The organism is Nonomuraea longispora (genome assembly GCF_004348345.1).
Lineage (GTDB): Bacteria > Actinomycetota > Actinomycetes > Streptosporangiales > Streptosporangiaceae > Nonomuraea > Nonomuraea longispora.
In genome coordinates this window covers 16693-34851 of record NZ_SMJZ01000053.1, presented here as the reverse complement: position 1 = coordinate 34851, position 18159 = coordinate 16693, and the positions used below count along the sequence as shown (strand labels likewise).

At 70.7% G+C, this 18159-nt stretch carries 17 protein-coding genes; 9 read left to right on the top strand and 8 right to left on the bottom strand.

The genetic code is table 11. The annotated features are described in order from the left end of the window. Positions 1 to 10: 10 nt before the first annotated feature. The 4 genes from secA2 to E1267_RS16230 all read right to left on the bottom strand — a co-directional run bounded on the left by secA2 (position 11) and on the right by E1267_RS16230 (position 5420). Entirely contained in the window at positions 11 to 2194 is a 2184-nt protein-coding gene (gene secA2 / locus E1267_RS16245; protein WP_132333361.1) for an accessory Sec system translocase SecA2, read from the bottom strand. A 154-nt stretch (positions 2195 to 2348) separates the two neighbouring features. Beyond that, the gene (locus tag E1267_RS16240) at positions 2349 to 3233 is read right to left on the bottom strand and encodes a DMT family transporter (protein ID WP_132333359.1); all 885 of its coding nucleotides are present in this window, start codon (positions 3231 to 3233) and stop codon (positions 2349 to 2351) included. Between the two features lie 201 nt (positions 3234 to 3434). Next, positions 3435 to 4250 carry an SAM-dependent methyltransferase gene (locus E1267_RS16235; protein WP_132333357.1) on the bottom strand — a complete coding sequence of 272 codons (816 nt, stop codon included), beginning with the start codon at positions 4248 to 4250 and terminating at the stop codon, positions 3435 to 3437. A gap of 78 nt (positions 4251 to 4328) precedes the next feature. Then, positions 4329 to 5420: an acyltransferase family protein gene (locus E1267_RS16230; protein ID WP_132333355.1), complete on the bottom strand. Its 1092-nt coding sequence runs from the start codon at positions 5418 to 5420 to the stop codon at positions 4329 to 4331. Between the two features lie 159 nt (positions 5421 to 5579). Between E1267_RS16230 and E1267_RS16225 the strand changes: the two genes are divergently transcribed. The 4 genes from E1267_RS16225 to E1267_RS16210 all read left to right on the top strand — a co-directional run bounded on the left by E1267_RS16225 (position 5580) and on the right by E1267_RS16210 (position 9979). Then, positions 5580 to 5924 carry a PRC-barrel domain containing protein gene (locus tag E1267_RS16225; protein WP_132333353.1) on the top strand — a complete coding sequence of 115 codons (345 nt, stop codon included), beginning with the start codon at positions 5580 to 5582 and terminating at the stop codon, positions 5922 to 5924. A gap of 94 nt (positions 5925 to 6018) precedes the next feature. Beyond that, complete coding sequence (locus E1267_RS16220) at positions 6019 to 6393, top strand: VOC family protein (protein WP_132333351.1); 375 nt, start codon at positions 6019 to 6021, stop codon at positions 6391 to 6393. 156 nt (positions 6394 to 6549) lie between these two features. Continuing rightward, positions 6550 to 7431: a DMT family transporter gene (locus E1267_RS16215; RefSeq protein ID WP_132333349.1), complete on the top strand. Its 882-nt coding sequence runs from the start codon at positions 6550 to 6552 to the stop codon at positions 7429 to 7431. Positions 7432 to 7606: 175 nt separating this feature from the next. Then, positions 7607 to 9979 carry a right-handed parallel beta-helix repeat-containing protein gene (locus E1267_RS16210; protein WP_165959639.1) on the top strand — a complete coding sequence of 791 codons (2373 nt, stop codon included), beginning with the start codon at positions 7607 to 7609 and terminating at the stop codon, positions 9977 to 9979. Between the two features lie 6 nt (positions 9980 to 9985). Here E1267_RS16210 and E1267_RS16205 read toward each other — a convergent pair whose 3' ends face one another. Next, positions 9986 to 11170 (bottom strand): FAD-dependent monooxygenase, encoded by a 1185-nt coding sequence (locus E1267_RS16205; RefSeq protein WP_132333347.1) that lies wholly within the window; start codon positions 11168 to 11170, stop codon positions 9986 to 9988. A gap of 78 nt (positions 11171 to 11248) precedes the next feature. Here E1267_RS16205 and E1267_RS16200 point away from each other — a divergent pair, with 78 nt between their 5' ends. Next, complete coding sequence (locus E1267_RS16200) at positions 11249 to 11845, top strand: TetR/AcrR family transcriptional regulator (protein ID WP_132333345.1); 597 nt, start codon at positions 11249 to 11251, stop codon at positions 11843 to 11845. On the opposite strand, the gene E1267_RS16195 is transcribed toward E1267_RS16200, so the two are convergent. Then, on the bottom strand, positions 11832 to 12458 hold the full coding sequence (locus tag E1267_RS16195; RefSeq protein ID WP_220449511.1) for a VOC family protein: 627 nt from the start codon (positions 12456 to 12458) through the stop codon (positions 11832 to 11834). The genes E1267_RS16200 and E1267_RS16195 overlap by 14 nt on opposite strands. 36 nt (positions 12459 to 12494) lie before the next feature. After that, positions 12495 to 13088, bottom strand: a complete 594-nt coding sequence (locus tag E1267_RS16190) for a GNAT family N-acetyltransferase (protein WP_132333341.1) — start codon at positions 13086 to 13088, stop codon at positions 12495 to 12497. 107 nt (positions 13089 to 13195) lie between these two features. Here E1267_RS16190 and E1267_RS16185 point away from each other — a divergent pair, with 107 nt between their 5' ends. Genes E1267_RS16185 through E1267_RS16175 form a run of 3 tightly spaced genes read left to right on the top strand, consistent with a single transcriptional unit; the run spans position 13196 to position 16646 of the window. After that, complete coding sequence (locus tag E1267_RS16185; RefSeq protein WP_132333340.1) at positions 13196 to 14398, top strand: acyl-CoA dehydrogenase family protein; 1203 nt, start codon at positions 13196 to 13198, stop codon at positions 14396 to 14398. Next, positions 14395 to 15558, top strand: a complete 1164-nt coding sequence (locus E1267_RS16180; protein WP_132333377.1) for an acyl-CoA dehydrogenase family protein — start codon at positions 14395 to 14397, stop codon at positions 15556 to 15558. The genes E1267_RS16185 and E1267_RS16180 overlap by 4 nt, the downstream gene beginning before the upstream one ends. Before the next feature lie 26 nt (positions 15559 to 15584). Further along, positions 15585 to 16646 (top strand): acyl-CoA dehydrogenase family protein, encoded by a 1062-nt coding sequence (locus tag E1267_RS16175; RefSeq protein WP_181957809.1) that lies wholly within the window; start codon positions 15585 to 15587, stop codon positions 16644 to 16646. On the opposite strand, the gene E1267_RS16170 is transcribed toward E1267_RS16175, so the two are convergent. Then, positions 16617 to 17237, bottom strand: coding sequence for a TetR/AcrR family transcriptional regulator (locus E1267_RS16170; RefSeq protein WP_132333337.1), 621 nt, complete (start codon positions 17235 to 17237; stop codon positions 16617 to 16619). The genes E1267_RS16175 and E1267_RS16170 overlap by 30 nt on opposite strands. Before the next feature lie 174 nt (positions 17238 to 17411). On the opposite strand from E1267_RS16170, the gene E1267_RS16165 reads away from it, so the two are divergent. After that, complete coding sequence (locus E1267_RS16165) at positions 17412 to 18158, top strand: nuclease-related domain-containing protein (RefSeq protein ID WP_246063931.1); 747 nt, start codon at positions 17412 to 17414, stop codon at positions 18156 to 18158. Position 18159: the final 1 nt, after the last annotated feature.

Here is an 18159-nt window from a genome sequence, read left to right as displayed (position 1 = left end):
GCGCCGGCGCTCAGCCGCGCCGGGTGGCGGCGGTGACCCGCTTGAGGATGCGGTCCCACTCCGTGCCGAACGGGTTGTCCTGCACGAGGTAGGTCCACGTCGCCGTGGGCCGGCGCAGATCCGGCTCGGGTGCCTCGAACGACTCCAGCGAGCGCCGCTCCACCTCGGCCAGCAGAGATTTGTACTCCGCCACCGCCTCTCTCTGGAACTCGTCGACCGGGCTCATCCGCCCCAGCGCGCGCAGGTGGATGCCCTCGCGCAGGTCGGTGAGGAAGGCCAGGTGCTCGGTCCAGCAGCGGTCGATGGCGTGCAGGACGATCTGGCGGGCCGTCTCGTCGCGGGTGTCCTCGGGCAGCGACTCCCAGCGCTCCTTGTCGGCCTTGGCCAGTGCGTCGGAGGCGGCGTCGCCGTGCAGGACCTTGTCGCGCCACTCCAGGATGAGCTCGCGCTGGCGCTCCAGCAGGCGCGTGTAGCGCCACGTGTTGCGGTGGATCTCCAGGTTGACGCCCTCGGCGACGCGCTGGGCGTGGCCGACGAGGTAGGCCCCGCGCCGGTGGCGGACGAGGCCGTCGGGATCGGCCGCAGGCGGCCGCTCGTCGGGGATGAACTGGGTGATCAGGTCGTCCTGCATGCTGACGAAGAAGACCGAGCCGCCCGGGTCGCCCTGGCGGCCCGCCCGGCCGCGCAACTGGTCGTCGAGCCGGCTGCTGGCGTGGCGGCCGGAGCCGATCACGTAGAGGCCGCCCAGCTCGGACACGCCCTCGCCGAGGCGGATGTCGGTGCCGCGGCCGGCCATCTGCGTGGAGACCGTGATGGCGTCGCGCTCGCCCGCTCTGGCGATGATCGCCGCCTCTTCGGCGTCGTTCTTGGCGTTGAGCACCACCGGCTCCAGCCCGCGGCGCTGGAGGAGCTTGGCGAGGTTCTCCGACTCGGCCACGTCGAGCGTGCCGATGAGGATGGGCCGGCCGGTGGCGTGCGCCTCCTGGATCTCCTCGACCAGGGCGGCGTCCTTGTCGGGCACGGTCGGGTAGATGCGGTCGGGCTCGTCGACCCGGACACACGGCCGGTTGGGCGGGATCACCGCCACCTTGAGGTCGTAGAACTCGCCGAGCTGCTCGCTGACGGCCACGGCCGTGCCGGTCATGCCGGAGATCTGCGGATAGCGGCGGATCAGGCCCTGCACGGTGATCGAGTCGAGGATCTCGCCCTTCTCGCTCGGCGGCAGCGCCTCCTTGGCCTCCACGGCCGCCTGCAGTCCGTCGGGCCAGCGCTGGAGCAGCGCGACCCGGCCGCGCGAGGGGTTGATGAGCTGCACCTTGCCGTCGCGCACGATGTAGTCGACGTCGCGGGCGAGCAGGGCGTGGGCGTGCAGGGCGAGGTTGAGCTCGATGAGCGTGCCCGGCTCGTGCTCGTCGTAGAGCTCGACGCCCAGGAGGTTTTCCACGCTGTCGGCGCCCTTGGGCGTCAGGTAGACGTTGCGCGCCTGCTCGTCGATCTCGTAGTGGTAGCCGCGTACGAGCTGCCTGACCAGCGCCGCCATCTCTGGCACCGCGTTGCCGGGGTCGGCCGCGCCGGCCATGACCAGCGGCACCCGGGCCTCGTCGACGAGCACGGAGTCGGCCTCGTCGACGAGCGCCACCTCGGGCGCGGGCACGATCAGCTCGGCGGCGTCGGTGCGCAGCCGGTCGCGCAGCACGTCGAACCCGATCTCGCTGACCGGGCCGTAGGTGACGTCCTTCGCGTACGCCTCCCGCCGCTCCTCATGCGTGGAGTTCTGGCCGATCCAGCCGACGCTGACGCCGAGCGAGGCGTAGAACGGCCCCATCCACTCGGCGTCGCGCCGGGCGAGGTAGTCGTTCACGGAGATCACGTGGACGCGCTTGCCCTGCAGCGCGTAGCCGGCGGCGGCCATGGCGCCGGAGAGCGTCTTGCCCTCGCCGGTCGCCATCTCCGCGATCTTGCCGTCGAGCAGGGCGAGCGTGCCCAGCAACTGCACGTCGTACGGGCGCAGCCCCAGCGTGCGGTCCGCGGCCTCGCGCACGATGGCGCAGAACCCGGCCAGATCGTCCATCTCCGGTCTGGGCAGCTCGTCGAGCTCGCCGACCTTGGCGGCACGCGCTCCGGCGGCCTTGACGATCTTCTGGTAGGGGACCAGAGGAACTCCGCCTGGGCGGTCCAGCAGGTTCCTCAGCATTCCCGTTATTGACGCCACAGTTCCTCCAACGCACGCTTCGCCGAGACCGTTCCCTCGGCCAAGGGGTGGGAGCGGAGCGACGATACGGCAAGCGCCGCCGTACCGGACCTTAACCCATCCGGCCGCCTGTGCCGTCACAACGCTCCCGGCCGAGTCACCCCGCGTCGGCCCGGACGGCGAGCACGGTCACGGCGGCCAGCAGCAGCGCGCAGCCGGTCCAGGCGAGCGGCGTGAGTCGTTCGCCGAGCAGCGCCACGCCGAGCAGCGCCGCGCCCACGGCTTCGCCGAGCGAGATGATGGCGACCGTGGTGGCCCGCAGCACGGTCAGCGCCACGAAGTACAGCCCGTACGCCAGCGCCGTCGGCACCGCGCCGAGGTAGACGAGCAGGGCCAGCGACGGCCAGCTCAGCTCCGGCACCACGCCGTCCGCCAGGGCGAACGGGGCCAGGCACACCGCGGCCACGGCGAACCCGCCGATGGCCGTGGTCCGCGGGTCGCGGTCCTTGTGCCGCCGCGACACCAGCGTCACCCCGGCGTACCCGGTGGCGGAGGCCAGCGCGAAGGCGACGCCGAGCACCGGGGAGGCCGCTGGGGTGGCCGAGGTGGCCAGCGCCGGCTCCACCGTGAGCAGGACGAGCCCGGCCAGCGCGGCGGCCAGCGCGAGGAGCGCGCCGCGGGTGAGCCGTTCGCGCAGGAAGAGCCGGCTGCCCACGGCCGTGAGGACGGGCGTCGCGCCCATCGTCACCACGGTCGCGACGGCCACGCCCGAGTGGGCGATCGCGGCGAAGTAGGCGGTCTGGTAGACGGCCATGCCGGCCCCGACCGGCAGCACGCGCCAGTCGAGGTGGTCGGCGAGGACGAGACGGCGGACGATCAGCAACAGGAACGCGGCGCCGAGGAGGTGACGCCACAGCGACACGCCGACGGGGCCGAACTGGCCGGTCTGGAAGAGCAGGGAGCCGGCGGCGCCGCCGGTGCCCCAGGCGGTCGCGGCCATGGACGCGTAGAAGGCGCCCCGCCGCGCGGAGACATGGGTCATGACAGATTGCTCCGGATGGAGTGGTGGAAAGGGCCCGGTGTGCGGGCAGCGACCACCCACGGATCCGTCAGACCCGGGAAAGTGTCGGAGAGCCGCCCGCTTAGCGGGCGGGCGGGGGAGAGCAGATGAGCATGCGTCGCGGCATGCGGACCACCCTACCGCCGTACGCCGGCGGCGCTCACCCCGATGATCCGGTAGGGCTCACGGCTTGCGGGCGACGCCGCCCAGCAGCAGTACCTCCCACGGCGCGAGCGGCCCGGGGACGCGCTCGTCGGGATGCCATTCGGGGAAGTGCACGACGCCCGGCTCCACGAGCACCAGACCGTCGAAGAACGCGGTGACGGCGGCGCGGTCGCGGAAGAACCCGGCCCCCATGGTGGCCTGCAACATCACCTCCAGCGCCTTGGCCTTGGGGTTGGCGCTGGCGAGCATGTTGGAGGCGGCCAGGTAGCTGCCAGGGGCCAGCGCCGACATGTAGCGCCTGACCAGGGCGTGCGGGTCCTCCTTGTCGGAGAACAGGTGCAGCAGCCCGATGGCCATGATCGCGGTGGGTTGTGACAGGTCGACGAGGCCGTGCAGCACCGGATGGCCGAGCACGGCGTCGACGTCGCGGGCGTCGGCGGTGACGGCGCCCGCGTTCGGGTTGGCGCTCAGCAGCGCCCGCGCGTGCGGCTCCACCATGGGGTCGATGTCGACGTAGACGACCTTGCACGCGCGGTCGGCGAACTGGGCGACCTCGTGGGTGTTCTCGATCGTGGGCAGCCCGGCACCCAGATCGATGATCTGCCTGATGCCCGCCTCGCGGACCAGGAAGTCGACCACTCTGCCGATGAAGGCGCGGTTGCACCAGACGAGGTCGACGACCTCGGGCACCGTGTCCTTCAGCTTGCGGGCCACCGACCTGTCGGCGGCGAAGTTCTCCATGCCGCCGAGCAGCGCGTCGTGTACGCGCGCCACGCTCGGCTGCGCCGGATCCACTCCGGGTGGAGCCCACTCCGGCTCGTCGGTGACGCTCATGCGGCCCCCTCTCCGTGACGCGGATCGTATCCGCACCTGGAGCCTTGATGTCCCGCGTGCCGGCGGTTGTCAGGACAGTCAGCCCGGCCTGTCGGACATCTCACGCTGCGCGTGCCGGGGCACGTGAGCAGGCGCGGGACCCGACAACATGACCTTCAGCCGGGGCGCGAGCGGCCGCTCGACGAACCGGTAAACCAGGTACGCGGCCCCGAGCATGACCGCGATCAGCCCGGCCAGGAGCACGTACTTGTTGACCGCGTCGCCCACGCGGGCGAAGATCACGAACCCGACGTGCGCGTGCAGCAGGTAGAGCGGGTACGTCAGCGCGCCGGCCGTCACCAGCCACGGCCTGCCCAGCCACCGGGTGGCGCGCAGCGCGATGAGCGTCATGACGAGGAAGATCAGCACGACGACGGCGATGATCACGCCGTGCGAGTACTCCACGGAGTACCGTTCGCCCACGGCGTCGGCGTACCCGACGGCCCGGTAGACGGCGTTGCCCAGGCAGATCGGCACCAGCAGGGCGATCTGCACGCTCAGCCCGAACCTGTAGAGCATGAACAGCGCCATGCCCGCGATGAAGTAGTGGGAGAACTCCGACTGCACGACCAGGTCGGCGATGCCCGGCAGCAGCCCAGCCTGGACCAGGACCGTCAGCCCCAGCCAGGCCCAGAGTCCCACCATGACCCGGGTGCGCGTCATGCCGACGAAGGTGAAGGCCAGGATGAGGAAGTAGAACCGCATCTCGGCCCAGAGGGTCCAATAGACCACGTCCACGTTCGCGATGTTCGGCACCGACTGGAACATCGTCAGGTTCGCCAGCACCTGCGGCAGGCTCACCTCGAACACGCCCTGTCCCAGCGTCACGGTGACCACGCTGGTGACGGCGATGCCCACCCAGTACGCGGGGTAGAGCCGCACGACGCGCGAGACGACGAACGCGCGCGGGGTCCTGCCCCAGGCGCTCATCAGCACCACGAAGCCGCTGACCAGGAAGAACAGGTCCACGCCCAGGTAGCCGTACTTGGACCAGGCGCTCTCCGCGGCGAAGACGACCGGGCTGTGGTCGCCGGCCCAGCCGGAGAACGTGTAGTGGAACAGCACGACGCAGAGCGCCGCCAGTAGCCGGAGGCCGTCGATCTCGTACAGACGGTCTGAGCTAGTTGGCATTTTTTTCACCCTTCTTGTCCTAGAAGAGGGTGGCCTAGACCGCTTGCTGACTAGTAAATGATCGCTAGCTGTTAACCGCTTTGTTACCGGTTTACGGAGCTCTGTTCGGGTAGCGGACGGGGGCCCGAGAAAGACGGCAAGAGGAGAGGACGAGTTCCCATGGAGCTCTGGGACTACCGACCTGACGTCTACGACCGTGGCAGGAGCCTGGACCTCGCGGGCTTCCGCGTGCAGGCGACCGACGGGAAGATCGGGACCGTCGACGAGGCGACGTACGAGGTCGGCGAGAGCTACATCATCGTCGACACCGGCCCCTGGATCTTCGGCAAGAAGGTCATGCTTCCGGCGCAGGTCGTCACGAGCATCGACCCGCAGGAGCGCGACGTGTTCGTCGCGCGCACCAAGGCCGAGATCAAGGACGCGCCCGAGTTCGACGAGGGCACGTTCAAGGAGCCCGAATACCGGACGCGGCTGGGTGACTACTACGGCCGCTTCCACGGGTGACTCCGTGTCGTGAGGGGAGGGCCGCGTCCGCTTCGGGGCGCGGCCCTTTCCGTACCTGACAGAAGCTGGCAGGTACGGCTGGAACGCTGAAGCCATGACGACGAAAGCGAAGCTCCTGGCGGTCACTCTGGATTGCGCGGAGCCCAGGAAGCTGGCCGCGTTCTACCACGAGGTCACCGGGCTGGACATCCAGTACTCCGAGGACGAGTACGCGGCCGTGGGCGACGGCACCACGAACATCTACTTCGGGCGGGTCCCCGGCCGAAAGCCGGCCGCGTGGCCCGGTGAGGGCAAGCAGTTCCACCTCGACTTCAGGGTGCCGGACGTGGACAAGGCGGTCGGCGAGTACGTCGCGCTGGGCGCGACCAGGCCCGACTTCCAGCCGGGTGTCACCGAGGAGGGCACGGGCTGGGTGGTCCTGCGGGATCCCGAGGGGCACCTGTTCTGCGTCTGTCCTGAACGTTCCTAGGGCGGGCCCGGCCGGTTCATGGATGAGTCACATGTTCGTGCTGTTCAAAGTGGGTTCAGGTGGATTTATCAGCCTAAAGGTGGATTCTAGAAGGTCGTTGGGCTCATAAGCTGGAGCAATGCTCCTGGAAGGACGCCTGCTCCTGCGCGGGCCGCGATGACCTGGATCGGCCTGCTGATCGCTCTGGCCGGCGCGCTGGGCTACGCGCTCGGCGCCGCACTGCAGCAGTACGAAGCCGTCGCCGAGGGCGCTTCCCTCCGGCTGGTGCGACGCCCCCGCTGGTGGATCGGCGGCGTCATCGGCTTCACCGGCGCGTGCCTGCACGCGGTGGCGCTGAGCTTAGCGCCGCTGGTCGCCGTCCAGCCGATCAGCGTCGCCACCCTCGTGTTCGCGGTGCCGCTGGCGGCGTTCCTGTACGGGCGCAGGCCCTACCGTGCGGAGATCCTCGGATCGATCGCCGTGGCGGTGGGTCTGCTGTGGCTCATGATGCTGGTGCCGGAGCACAACGTGCCGCCCCGGCTGGGCGACGGCGCGGCCATCGGGTTCATCGCCGTGATCGGGCTGATCACCCTGGTCACCCAGCTGATGGCCCGCCGGGTGCACGGGCCGGCCAAGGCCGCCCTGCTCTCGGTGGGCGCGGGGGCCGTGACCGCGAGCGTCTCCACGTTCGTCCGCGTGGTCGGCGGCGGCCTCGAGGGAGACCTGGGGCGCCTGGCCCACTGGTTCACCCTCGCCATCCCCCTGCTGCTGGTCTGCGCGGTCGTGCTGCTCCAGCGCTCGTACGCGGTCGGCTACTTCGGCATCGCCTACGCCGGCGTGCAGGTCATCGACCCCATCACCTCGGTGCTCGCGGGCGCGATCCTGCTCGGCGAGCCGTTGCCCACGGCCCCGTCCACGGCGATCCCCGCCCTGCTGGCCGGCGCGCTGACCATCGGCGGCACGATCACGCTCGGCCGCCTGGCCCCCGACCACCGCCCGGCTCGGACCGGCAACGAACCGGCCCCCGTCCCGGTGTCGGCGACGTCGGACGCAAGCTGAGCCACGCGACCCGCGCGGCCCCTCGTGACGCCGCGCGGCGGTGACGCCTTCGGCGGTCGCGTTGGTCAAACGGTTGAATTGTCATGGCCTGCGGGGTTACGGTGCATCGGCGATGACCATGGTGGTCTGTCACATTGCAGCGATGTGCTCTGATACGAGCAGGAGTGGCACGAGCATGGCGAGAAGATCGATGGGTGTCCTGATCGCGTCCGTCCTGGTGGTCACGGCGGCCGGAGCGCCGGCGCCGGCCTTGGCGGAGCCCGGCTTATCCGGCGCGAAGACCGTCGTCTACGTGGCCGAGGACGGCAGGGAGGGCGCCACCGGTACGAGAACGGATCCGTTCCCGACGGTCGAGCAGGCCCGCGACGCGCTGGCGGGACGGACGAGCGCGCGCCGGCCCGGCCTCGTCTACATCAGGGAAGGCGTCTACCAGACGTCCGAGACCATCGAGCTGAGCGGCCCGGAGCACTCCCATGTCACCTACGCCGCCCACCCGGGCGAGCAGGTCGAGTTCGCCGGCGTCACCACCCTCGATCCCGGCGCGTTCCGCAGGCTGAGCGACCTGCCGGACGAGGCCAAGTGGTCGTCGAAGGCGCGCGTCCCCGACGCGGTGGCCGGCCAGGTCCACGTCTACGACCTGGGCGCCGCGGGCATCCCCGCCGGGGTGATCATGAAGAACGGGTTCAACTGGAAACCTCAGCCGTTCGCGCCCGAGCTGATCACCGACGACGCGGCCCAGACCCTGGCGCAGTATCCGAACGACGCCGGCAAGCTCGACAGCGCCGCCATCACGGTCAAGGATGCGCCGAAGGGAGCCAGGGACTACTTCTCCGACAAGACCGAGGACGGCACCACCCTGCCGTACGAGGACATGCTCAAGCTGCCGGGACCCGTCTACACCGCCGTCGACGCCGCCCTGAAGGAGCGCTCCTCCGCCTGGGCGCCGCCGCAGGGCCAGGAACTCGACAACACGGTGTTCGAGACCGACGGCTGGCTGTCCGGCTATTTCGGCAACAACTACGCCAACGACCGCGTACGCATCGCCTCCGTCGACCCCGCTGAGGCGGAGCTGCGCACGACATATCCCACGATGTACGCCGCCACCGACAAGTGGACCTCGTTCGTCGCCCAGAACGTGCTGAGCGAGCTCGACACCGAGGGTGAGTATTACATCGACCGCTGGAACGACGCCGGCATCCTCTACTACTACCCGCCGGGCGGAACCGTCGAAGGCAGGGAGATCAGCCTGACCTCCTTCGACGCGCCGTTCTTCCAGCTGGAGAACGTGCGCGGGGTGACGCTCAAGGGCCTGAAGCTGAACGGCACCACCGGCACAGCCGTGCGGCTGCTCGACGCGGAGTCGTGCACCGTCGACGGCCTGGAGATCCTGAACGCCAGCATGGACGCGATCGCGATCGGCGAGGCCAACGACGCCATCACGGCCGTCGCCGAATACCGCACGAGCCGCGGCGGCCACCGCAACAAGGTGGTCAACAGCCGCCTGCACGACCTCGGCGGCGGCGGGGTGTTCACCGCCGGCGGCGACCGCGACTCGCTGGAGCGCGGCGGCCACGTCGTGGAGCACAACGAGATCTACGACTTCTCCAAGCTCGCCACCTACACGCCCGCCGGCTACATGTACGGGGTCGGCAACACCTTCCGCTACAACCACGTCCACGACGCGCCCCACATGGCGATCCAGATCATGGGCAACGACATGGAGATCAGTCACAACAGGTTCGAGCGGCTGGTGACGCACGCCTCGGACCAGGGTGTGATCTACGCGGGCCGCGACTACACGTACCTGAACAACGTGGTCGCGTACAACCTGTTCAAGGACATCGGCGCGGACGGCAACCAGGCCGTCTACATGGACGACGGCATGTCGGGGATGGTCGTGCACCACAACGTGTTCGACAACGTCCAGCACGGCCTGTTCTTCCAGGCGGGCCACAGCAACGTCGCCTCGGACAACGTCTTCAAGGACGTGACGTACATCGGGCACGACAAGCTCTACCACGAGGACGACCTGCCGGTGCCGAACTCGAAGGTCGTGGTCGAGCGCTTCAACGACATGCTGAAGCCGGGCGACGGCAGCGGCTTCACGAACACCCGGGAGAACATCGAGACGTGGTACCGCCGCTACGGCCGGCAGTACCCGAACATCCGCGACTGGTACGTCCCGTCCAAGGCCGACGGCGAGCTGTGCACCTCGGTCGACACCACCGAGTGCACGCGAGCGCACGTGTGGGAGAACCCGGACTCCGTGTACGTGCCGTCGCACAACGTGCTGACCCGGTCGGTCAGCATCGCGACGGGCGACTTCGCCTACACCGACGACGCCGGCGGACTGAACGTCAAGACCTTCAACCCGGACTTCGACGCGCACAACGTCAAGAAGGACAGCGCCGCCGAGGTCGCCTTCGATCCCGCCACCGGCAAGTTCGACGCCAGGGCCACGCCGCTCAACCGGGCCGAGGGCTTCGGCCCGGCGTGGGTGCGCGAGTGGAACAGGCGCTTCACCCTGGACGGCATCGGGCCCCGGTAGGGAGTCTCAGCCGTCGGACGGGATGCTCGGCGCGTCCTTCCGGCCGGTCGGCGCGGGAGGACGCCAGCCGAGCACTTCGTCCATGGAGCGCAGCATCAGGTCGGGACGGAGCCGGGCGGCCGTGGACATCGCGAGGTCGCGCAGCCGTACGGCCGGCGCGTTGCGGACCTTGGTGAGCCGGCAGATCGTCATGGACCGGCGGACCACCTGCCACGTGCGGTCGAGGCGGGCGGCGGTGTAGGCGGGCAGCGCGTCCTCGGCCGCGGGGGAGCCGGCCGCCAGGTGGGCCAGGACGACGGCGTCCTCGATCGCCTGGCAGGCTCCCTGGCCGAGGTTGGGCGTCATGGGGTGGGCGGCGTCGCCGACGAACGCGACCCTGCCGCTGTGGAGCGCGGGCAGCGGCGTGGCGAAGGAGAAGATGTCGTTGCGGATGATCCGCGTGGGGTCGGCCGCCCGCAGCAGCGCGGGGATCGGCTCGTGCCAGTCGCCGAACCTGCGCAGCAGTTCCTCCCGCCCGTCCTCGTGGACGGCTCCGGCGGGGGAGACGTCGGTCGCGTACACGTAGACGAGATCTCCCGCCAGCAAGTGGACCCCGAACAACAGCCCCTTGCCCCAGGTCTCCGTGCTCTGGATGGGCAGTCCGGCCCTGGGCACGAGGCCGCGCCAGGCCGTCACGCCGGAGTAGGCGGGGCCGGGATGGCCGGCGAAGAGCGCCTTGCGGGTCGCCGAGTGGATGCCGTCGGCGGCCACGACCAGGTCGGCCTCCAGGTCGCCCGCGCCGGTGCGGACGACCCCGCGGGCTGCGTCCACGCCGGAGACGGTGACGCCCAGGCGCAGGCGGGCCTCGCCCAGGGCGCCGGCGAGCACGTCCAACAGCGCGGCCCGCAACATGACCACCACCGAGTCGCCGTAGCGCGCCTGCGCGTCGTCGTCCGTGGTGTGCACGAGCGGGCGTCCGTCCGGGCGGCGGATGCCCGCCTGCCCCTCGAACCGGCCGAGCCGGCGCACCCGATCGCCCAGGTCGAGCGCGTCGAGCGCCTTCAACGCGTTCGGCGCCATGGCCAGCCCCGACCCCACCGGGGCGAGGTGGGCGGCGCGTTCGAGCACGGTCACGTCCCATCCGGCGCGCCGGAGCGCCACCCCGGCGGTCAGCCCTCCGACGCCACCGCCGATCACCACGGCCTTCGGCATGTCCTCTGCCCCTCTCTCACTACGTCTGTAGTTCCCGCATACTACGCCCGTAGTCGGGCGGCGGTAGAATCGGGTCCCGTGAAACGCTCAGAGCTGGTCGCGGACACGGCCATCACGCTGCTGGCCGAGCGCGGCATGCGCGGGCTCACCCACCGGGCCGTCGACGAGGCGGCCGGGCTGCCGCCGGGGTCGACCTCCAACCTCGCCCGTACGCGCGCCGCCCTGCTGGAGCTGACCCTGTCCCGGCTCGCCGACCTGGAGCTGCGGGCCCTCGGCCCCGCCCTCGCGAGCCCGGCGGCCGGCCCGGCGGGGGGAATCGTGGACCGGGTGGCCGGAGGGCTGCTCGTGCAGCTCAACGACCGTCGGCGCACGCTGGCCCGCTACGAGCTGGCGCTGGAGGCGACGCGGCGGCCGGAGCTGCGCGAGATCTACGACGCCGCGGGCAGTCGTTTCCGCGATCCGGCGGTGGCGCTGCTGGCCGCCCAGGGCTCCCGCGACCCGGTGCGGCACGCCCGTCAGCTCGTGGCCTTCGGCGAAGGGCTCATGTTCGACGCGATCGTGGGGGCCGGCGCCATGCCGACCTTCGAGGAGCTGAGACAGGCCGTCGAGGACCTCCTGGCCGGTATGCTGCCCCAGGACCCCGGTGAGGGCCGCGAAACCTTCAGGGGCCCGTGAGGGTCACCAGGCCGTGGCAGCCGGACAGGATGGCCGTCAGGACCGGATGGGTTTGCTCGTCCACGTCGAGCCGGGCGCCGACGGCTGCCAGTGCCGCGCGTACGCCCTCGGCGTCCGGATGGCCGCCCGCGAGCGACACCAGCTCGGCCGCCGGCAGCCCGGGACCGGCGGGGTGCGGGGTGTCGCCCCAGTCGATGAGGAACGGCACCAGCCCGTCGTGCCCGGCCCGTTCGGGCGGGGTGAGCCGCCATTCGAGTAGGTCGCCGGTCGGCGTGCGCCGCGACATGTCCAGCGGGTCGCCGGGATCGTAACCGCGGGCGCGGGCCCTGGCCGTGACCGCTTCGATGTCGTCGACCGCCACCGCCCAGCCGACCAGCGCCGCCGCTTCCAGCCTGTCGATGCCGAACGGCCGGGACCCGGCGGGGGGCTCCTGCTCCGGGTCGGGCCCGACGATCTCCAGGTAGCTCATGCCGCCCAGGCGGACCAGCCGGTTGGCCGTCCCGAACCCCGGGTGCCGCCCTCCGGCCGCCGGGCGCACGCCGAGCAGCCGCTCCAGTTCCGCGGCGGTGGACTCCAGGTCGGGGGTGGCGTACACGAGGTGGTCGAGGCTCATACGGGTAATTCTGCGTGACGGCGGGTCACCGGCAGGTCAGGCGTGGCCCTCTCGCGGCGTGCTCAGGCGTTCCCGGTGCGGCGGCCACTCGTCGTCGAGGATGCCGAAGCAGACCGTGTCGCGCCAGGTGCCGTCGGGCCTCTTGCGATGGCGGCGCAGCGTGCCCTCGTGCACGCCGCCGATGCGCCTGATGGCGTCCTGCGAGCGTACGTTGCGCACGTCGGTCTTGAGCAGGACCCGGTTGTAGCCGAGCGCGAAGGCGTGGTCGATGAGCAGGAGCTTGCAGGCGGTGTTGACGTTCGTGCGCCAGTGCGCGCGGCCGTACCACGTCCAGCCGATCTCGATGCTCTCGTCGAAGCCGGGCACGTCGGCGTACGTGGTCCAGCCCACCGCGCGTCCGCTCCGCCTGTGCACGACCGCAAGCGGGACGTGCCGGTCGTCGTCGATCAGGTGGCGGGCGACCTTCGCGAGCTCCGACTCGGTGTGCGGCGTGCCCGCGGGCATCCAGCGCCAGACCTCGTCGTCCCCGCCGCCGGCGGCGAACAGGTCGGGCATGTGCTCCATGGCCAGGGGTTCCAGCCGGACGACGGCGTTCTCGAGCACCACGGGTCCGGGCAGCTTGGAGGTCATGGCGGCCACCCTACGGACGGCCGGGCGCTCTCCGTGATGGCCACCTGGGCCCTTTTACGGAGAACCACTGTCGACACTCATACCGGCCGGTCGGTAGGCTCACCGGCATGGACTTCGCTTACGACACCGTCACCGAGGACCTGCGCGACCGACTGCTGCGCTTCATGGACGAATGCGTCTATCCCGCTGAGCCCGCTTTCGAGGAGCAGGCGGCGACCAGCGGGTGGAGCCCGCCGCCGCTGATGGCCGACCTCAAGGACGAGGCCAGGAAGCGCGGCCTGTGGAACCTGTTCCTGCCCGGCGAGCACGGCGCCGGGCTGACGAACCTCCAGTACGCGCCCCTGGCGGAGGTCATGGGCCGGAGTCCCACGCTCGCCCCGACGGCCACCAACTGCGCCGCCCCCGACACCGGCAACATGGAGGTCCTCTCCATGTTCGGCAGCCCATGGCAGCGGGAGGAGTGGCTGCGGCCGCTGCTCGACGGCGAGATCCGCTCGGCGTTCGCGATGACGGAGCCCGACGTGGCCTCCTCCGACGCCACGAACATCGCCACCTCCATCGTCCGCGACGGCGACGAGTACGTCATCAACGGCCGCAAGTGGTTCATCTCGGGAGCGATGAACCCCAATTGCAAGATCCTCATCGTCATGGGCCAGACGAACCCCGACGCGCCCAAACACCGCAGGCAGAGCATGATCCTCGTGCCGCGCGACACCCCGGGCGTGCACGTCAAGCGGGGCATGCACGTGTTCGGCTACTCCGACGCCGACCACGGCGGCCACGCCGAGATCGTGTTCGAGGACGTACGCGTGCCGGCGGAGAACCTGATCGGCGAGGAGGGCGGCGGCTTCGCCATCGCCCAGGCGCGGCTCGGCCCCGGCCGCATCCACCACTGCATGCGCCTGATCGGCATGGCCGAGCGCGCCGTGGAGCTGATGTGCCGGAGGGCGCTGACGAGGAACACGTTCGGCGCGCCCGTCGCCCATCAGGGCGTCGTACAGGACTGGATCGCCGAGTCCCGCATCAGGATCGAGCAGCTGCGCCTGCTCGTGCTCAAGACGGCCTGGCTCATGGACACGGTGGGCAACCAGGGGGCCCACACCGAGATCCAGGCCATCAAGATCTCCACGCCGATCACCGTGGAGTGGATCCTGGACAAGGCCGTCCAGGTGCACGGCGCGGGCGGCGTCTCCCAGGACTTCCCGCTGGCCGCGCTCTGGGCGCACGCGCGCTCGCTGCGCCTCGCGGACGGCCCCGACGAGGTGCACAAGAGGTCACTGGCCTATCGCGAGCTGAAGAGGTGGATGTGAACGAGGCGGAGATCAAGGAGCGCGTGGCCGCGTTCCTCGGCGAGCACGATCCGGGCGGCGACCGGCTGGAGTTCCTGAGGGCCAGGTTCGACGCCGGGCTCGCCTGGGTGTGGTTCCCCGAAGGACTGGGCGGTCTCGGGGCGCCACGGGAGCTGCAGCAGGTCGTGGAGCGGGAACTGGCGCACACGCCGCAGATCAACGGCGGCCTCCAGGGCATCGGCCTGGGCATGGCGGCGCCGACGATCCTGGCGTTCGGGACGGAGGAGCAGAAACGACGTTTCCTGCGGCCGCTGTGGACGGGCGAGGAGATCTGGTGCCAGCTCTTCAGCGAGCCCGGCGCCGGGTCCGACCTGGCCACGCTGGCGACCAGGGCGGTCAGGGACGGCGACGAGTGGGTGATCGACGGGCAGAAGGTGTGGACGTCCGGCGCCCACCACTCCCGGTGGGCCATCCTCGTCACCCGTACGGACCCCGACGTGCCGAAACACCGCGGGATGACGTACTTCGTCTGCGACATGCACGCGCCGGGCGTCGAGGTGCGGCCGCTGCGGCAGATCACCGGCGAGGCCGAGTTCAACGAGGTGTTCCTGACCGGTGTCCGGCTCCCCGACGACCTGCGGCTGGGCGAGGTCGGCGACGGCTGGCGGGTCGCGCAGACCACGCTGATGAACGAGCGCGTCGCCATCGGCGGCGCGCCCGCGCGGCGCGGCGGCGGCATGGTGGCCTCCGTGGTCGAGGCCTGGCGCGAGCACCCCGAGCTGCGCAGCCACGACCTGCACCAGCGGCTGTTGTCGCTCTGGGTGGAGGCCGAGGTGACGCGGCTGTCGGGGGCGCGGCTGCGCGAGCAGCTCGCCGCGGGGCAGCCGGGACCCGAGGGCTCGGGCATGAAGTTGTCGTTCGCCCGGCTCAACCAGGCGCTGACCGGGTTCGACGTCGAGTTCAGACGGGATCTCGGCTACGACGACTGGACGTTCAGGCGCTCCGAGAACGTCGACTTCTACGGGCGCGGGCCCGGCTACCGCTATCTGCGGGCCAAGGGCAACTCGATCGAGGGCGGCACCTCCGAGATCCTGCGCAACATCATCGCCGAACGGGTGCTCGGCCTCCCCTCCGAGCCCCGCGTCGACAAGGACGTGCCCTGGAAGGACCTGCCGCGATGACACGGAGCGAGGGAGGAGCGGTGAGCATGACGCTGCTGTATTCGGACGTCGAGGAGGAGCTGCGGGCCGCCGTACGAGGGCTGCTCGCCGACCGGTGCCCGCCCGCGGCGGTGCTCAAGCGCGTCGAGTCCGAGCCCTACGACCTTGACCTGTGGAAGACGCTGGCCGGGGAGATCGGGGTCGCCGGGCTGCTCATTCCCGAGGAGCTGGGCGGCGCGGGCGCGTCGGCCAGCGAGGCGGCCGTCGTGCTGGAGGAGCTGGGCAGGGCGGTGGCGCCGGTGCCGTTCCTCACCAGCGCGGTGCTGGCCACGTACGCGCTGCTTCCGACCCGTGACACCCTGCTCGGCGAGCTGGCCGAGGGCAGGCGCATGGCCGCGCTGGCGGTCTCGTTCGCCGCCTCCCCCTACCGGCCGGAGCTCGGGGCGTCGCTGAGCGTGGACGGCGAGGGCCGGATCTCCGGCGAGGTCACCGGCGTGGCCGGTGCGGACGTGGCCGACGTGCTGCTGGCCCCCGTGAACGGCGACCTGTACGCGGTCGAGGTGCCCACGGCCGGGGGCATCGCGGTCGAGGTCGTGCCTTCGCTCGACCTGACGAGGCCGGTCGCCACCGTGACGTTGGACCGGGCGAGCGCGAGGCGGCTGGGCGCGTGCGACCTGGCGGAGGTGCTGCGGGCAGGGGCGGCGCTGCTGGCGTCGGAGCAGCTCGGGGTGGCCGAATGGTGCCTCGGCACGACGCTCGCCCACGTCAAGGAGCGTCACCAGTTCGCCCGGCCGATCGGCTCGTTCCAGGCGCTCAAGCACCGGCTGGCGGACCTGTGGCTGGACGTGGTCAGGGCCAGGGCCGCCGCCAGGAGCGCCGCCGCCGACCCCTCGGCCGTGTCGGTGGCCGTGGCCCAGTCGTGGAACGCCGGCGTGGCGGTGCACGCGGCGGAGGAGGCCGTGCAGCTGCACGGCGGGATCGGGATGACCTGGGAGCACCCCGTGCATCTGTTCCTCAAGCGTGCCAAGGCCGGCGAGATCGCGCTCGGTACGCCGGGCGACCACCGGGAGGCGCTGGCCTCACTGGTCGACGTCCGCGGCCCCGAGTGAGGTGAGGAGCAGGTCGGCGAAGTGCCTGCCCACCTGGGCGCCGCTCAGCGGGCCGTCCGCGTGGAACCAGGTGCCCAGGTGGTGCACGGAGCCGAAGAAGTAGTCGACGACCAGCTCGGCGGGGACCCGGTCGCTGAAGACGCCGGTGCGCTGCCCCTCGGCCACGAGGTCGCGGAACCGTTCGTGGTAGCGGCGGCGCTCGGCGCGTACGGTCTTGCGCGTCTCGGGGGCGAGCAGGTGCATCGACCGGAAGAAGATCTTGGAGTCGTCGAGGTTGGCGGTCGTGGTCTCGACGACGTCGGCGGCGGCCCGGTGCAGGCGTTCCTTCAGCGTGCCCGGGCCGTCGGCGATCTGCGCCAGCCTGTCCGTCTGCATGCGCAGCACCCGGCCGTAGATCTCGTGCAGCAGGTCGTCCTTCGAGTCGAAGTAGTGGTACATGGCGCCTTTCGTGACGCCCGCGGCCACCACGATCTCCTGAACGGAGGCGCCCTCGAAGCCTCGCTCGGCGAACAGCCTGGTCGCCTCGGCGAGGATGCGCTGCCTGACCGGTTCTTCTTTCACGTGGTCCCCCTTGGTCACCCGCCTTAGCATACCGACTGGTCGGTTGAGCGCATTGGGTGGTCTTGCAGGTACTAATTCCGTCACCTTAGGCTCGCCTTGGTTAGGAGCGGGTATCTCTTGACCGGCGAGGGATCTTCGGCGTGGCAGATCCTGCTAGACATCTACTCATTCGGGGAGTTTGCCGTGCCAGGTGGCTCTATCTACGTGAAGCAGGACGAAAAGTACACAGGATCATCCCCGCAATGGTGGTACGAGAAGTTCTGGCGCGAGGACGCCCAGAACCGGCGCAGGTCTCGGTACATCAAGGCCGGGGTGGGGCTCGTGCTCGGCGCCGCCGTGGCGATCAGGTTCGACCTCACCGCCTTCTCGCCGCTGTTCGCGCTGCTCTTCGCCGGCCTCGTGGCCGCGGGAGACTGGCTCTACCACTGGCGGGCCTTCCACGCCACAGCGGTCTGGCGGGGAGCGCGGCGGGGTGAGGTGATCACCCGCAGGCACCTGCGCCGGTCACTGCGGCGCCTTGGCTACAACGTCCTCGACGGCCGCGCCATCCGCGGGAAGGCCTCCATCGACCACCTCGTGATCGGCCCAGGAGGCGTCTGGGTCGTCGACAACGAGTCGTGGAGCCCCGACACCGAGATCGCCTGCTACGCGGGGCGGCTCTTCTTCGGCGAGAAGTACGGCTCCAAGACGGCCAAGCCGCTGGTGGAGGCCGCCGAGGCGTTCGCCGAGCTGCTCAACCGCGAGACGGGCATCGCGGTGACCATCACGCCCCTGCTCGCCGTGCACTGCGGCCTGCTGCCCAAGAGCGGCATCGTGCACGCGGAGGGCATCACGCTGCTCAAACCGCGCCTGACCGGCAAGCTGATCAGATCGGCCGAGGGCGGCGTGCTCAGCGACGAGCAGATCGAGGTGCTCACCCGTACGGCGGCCAGGGAGCTCCAGCGGGTCTGAC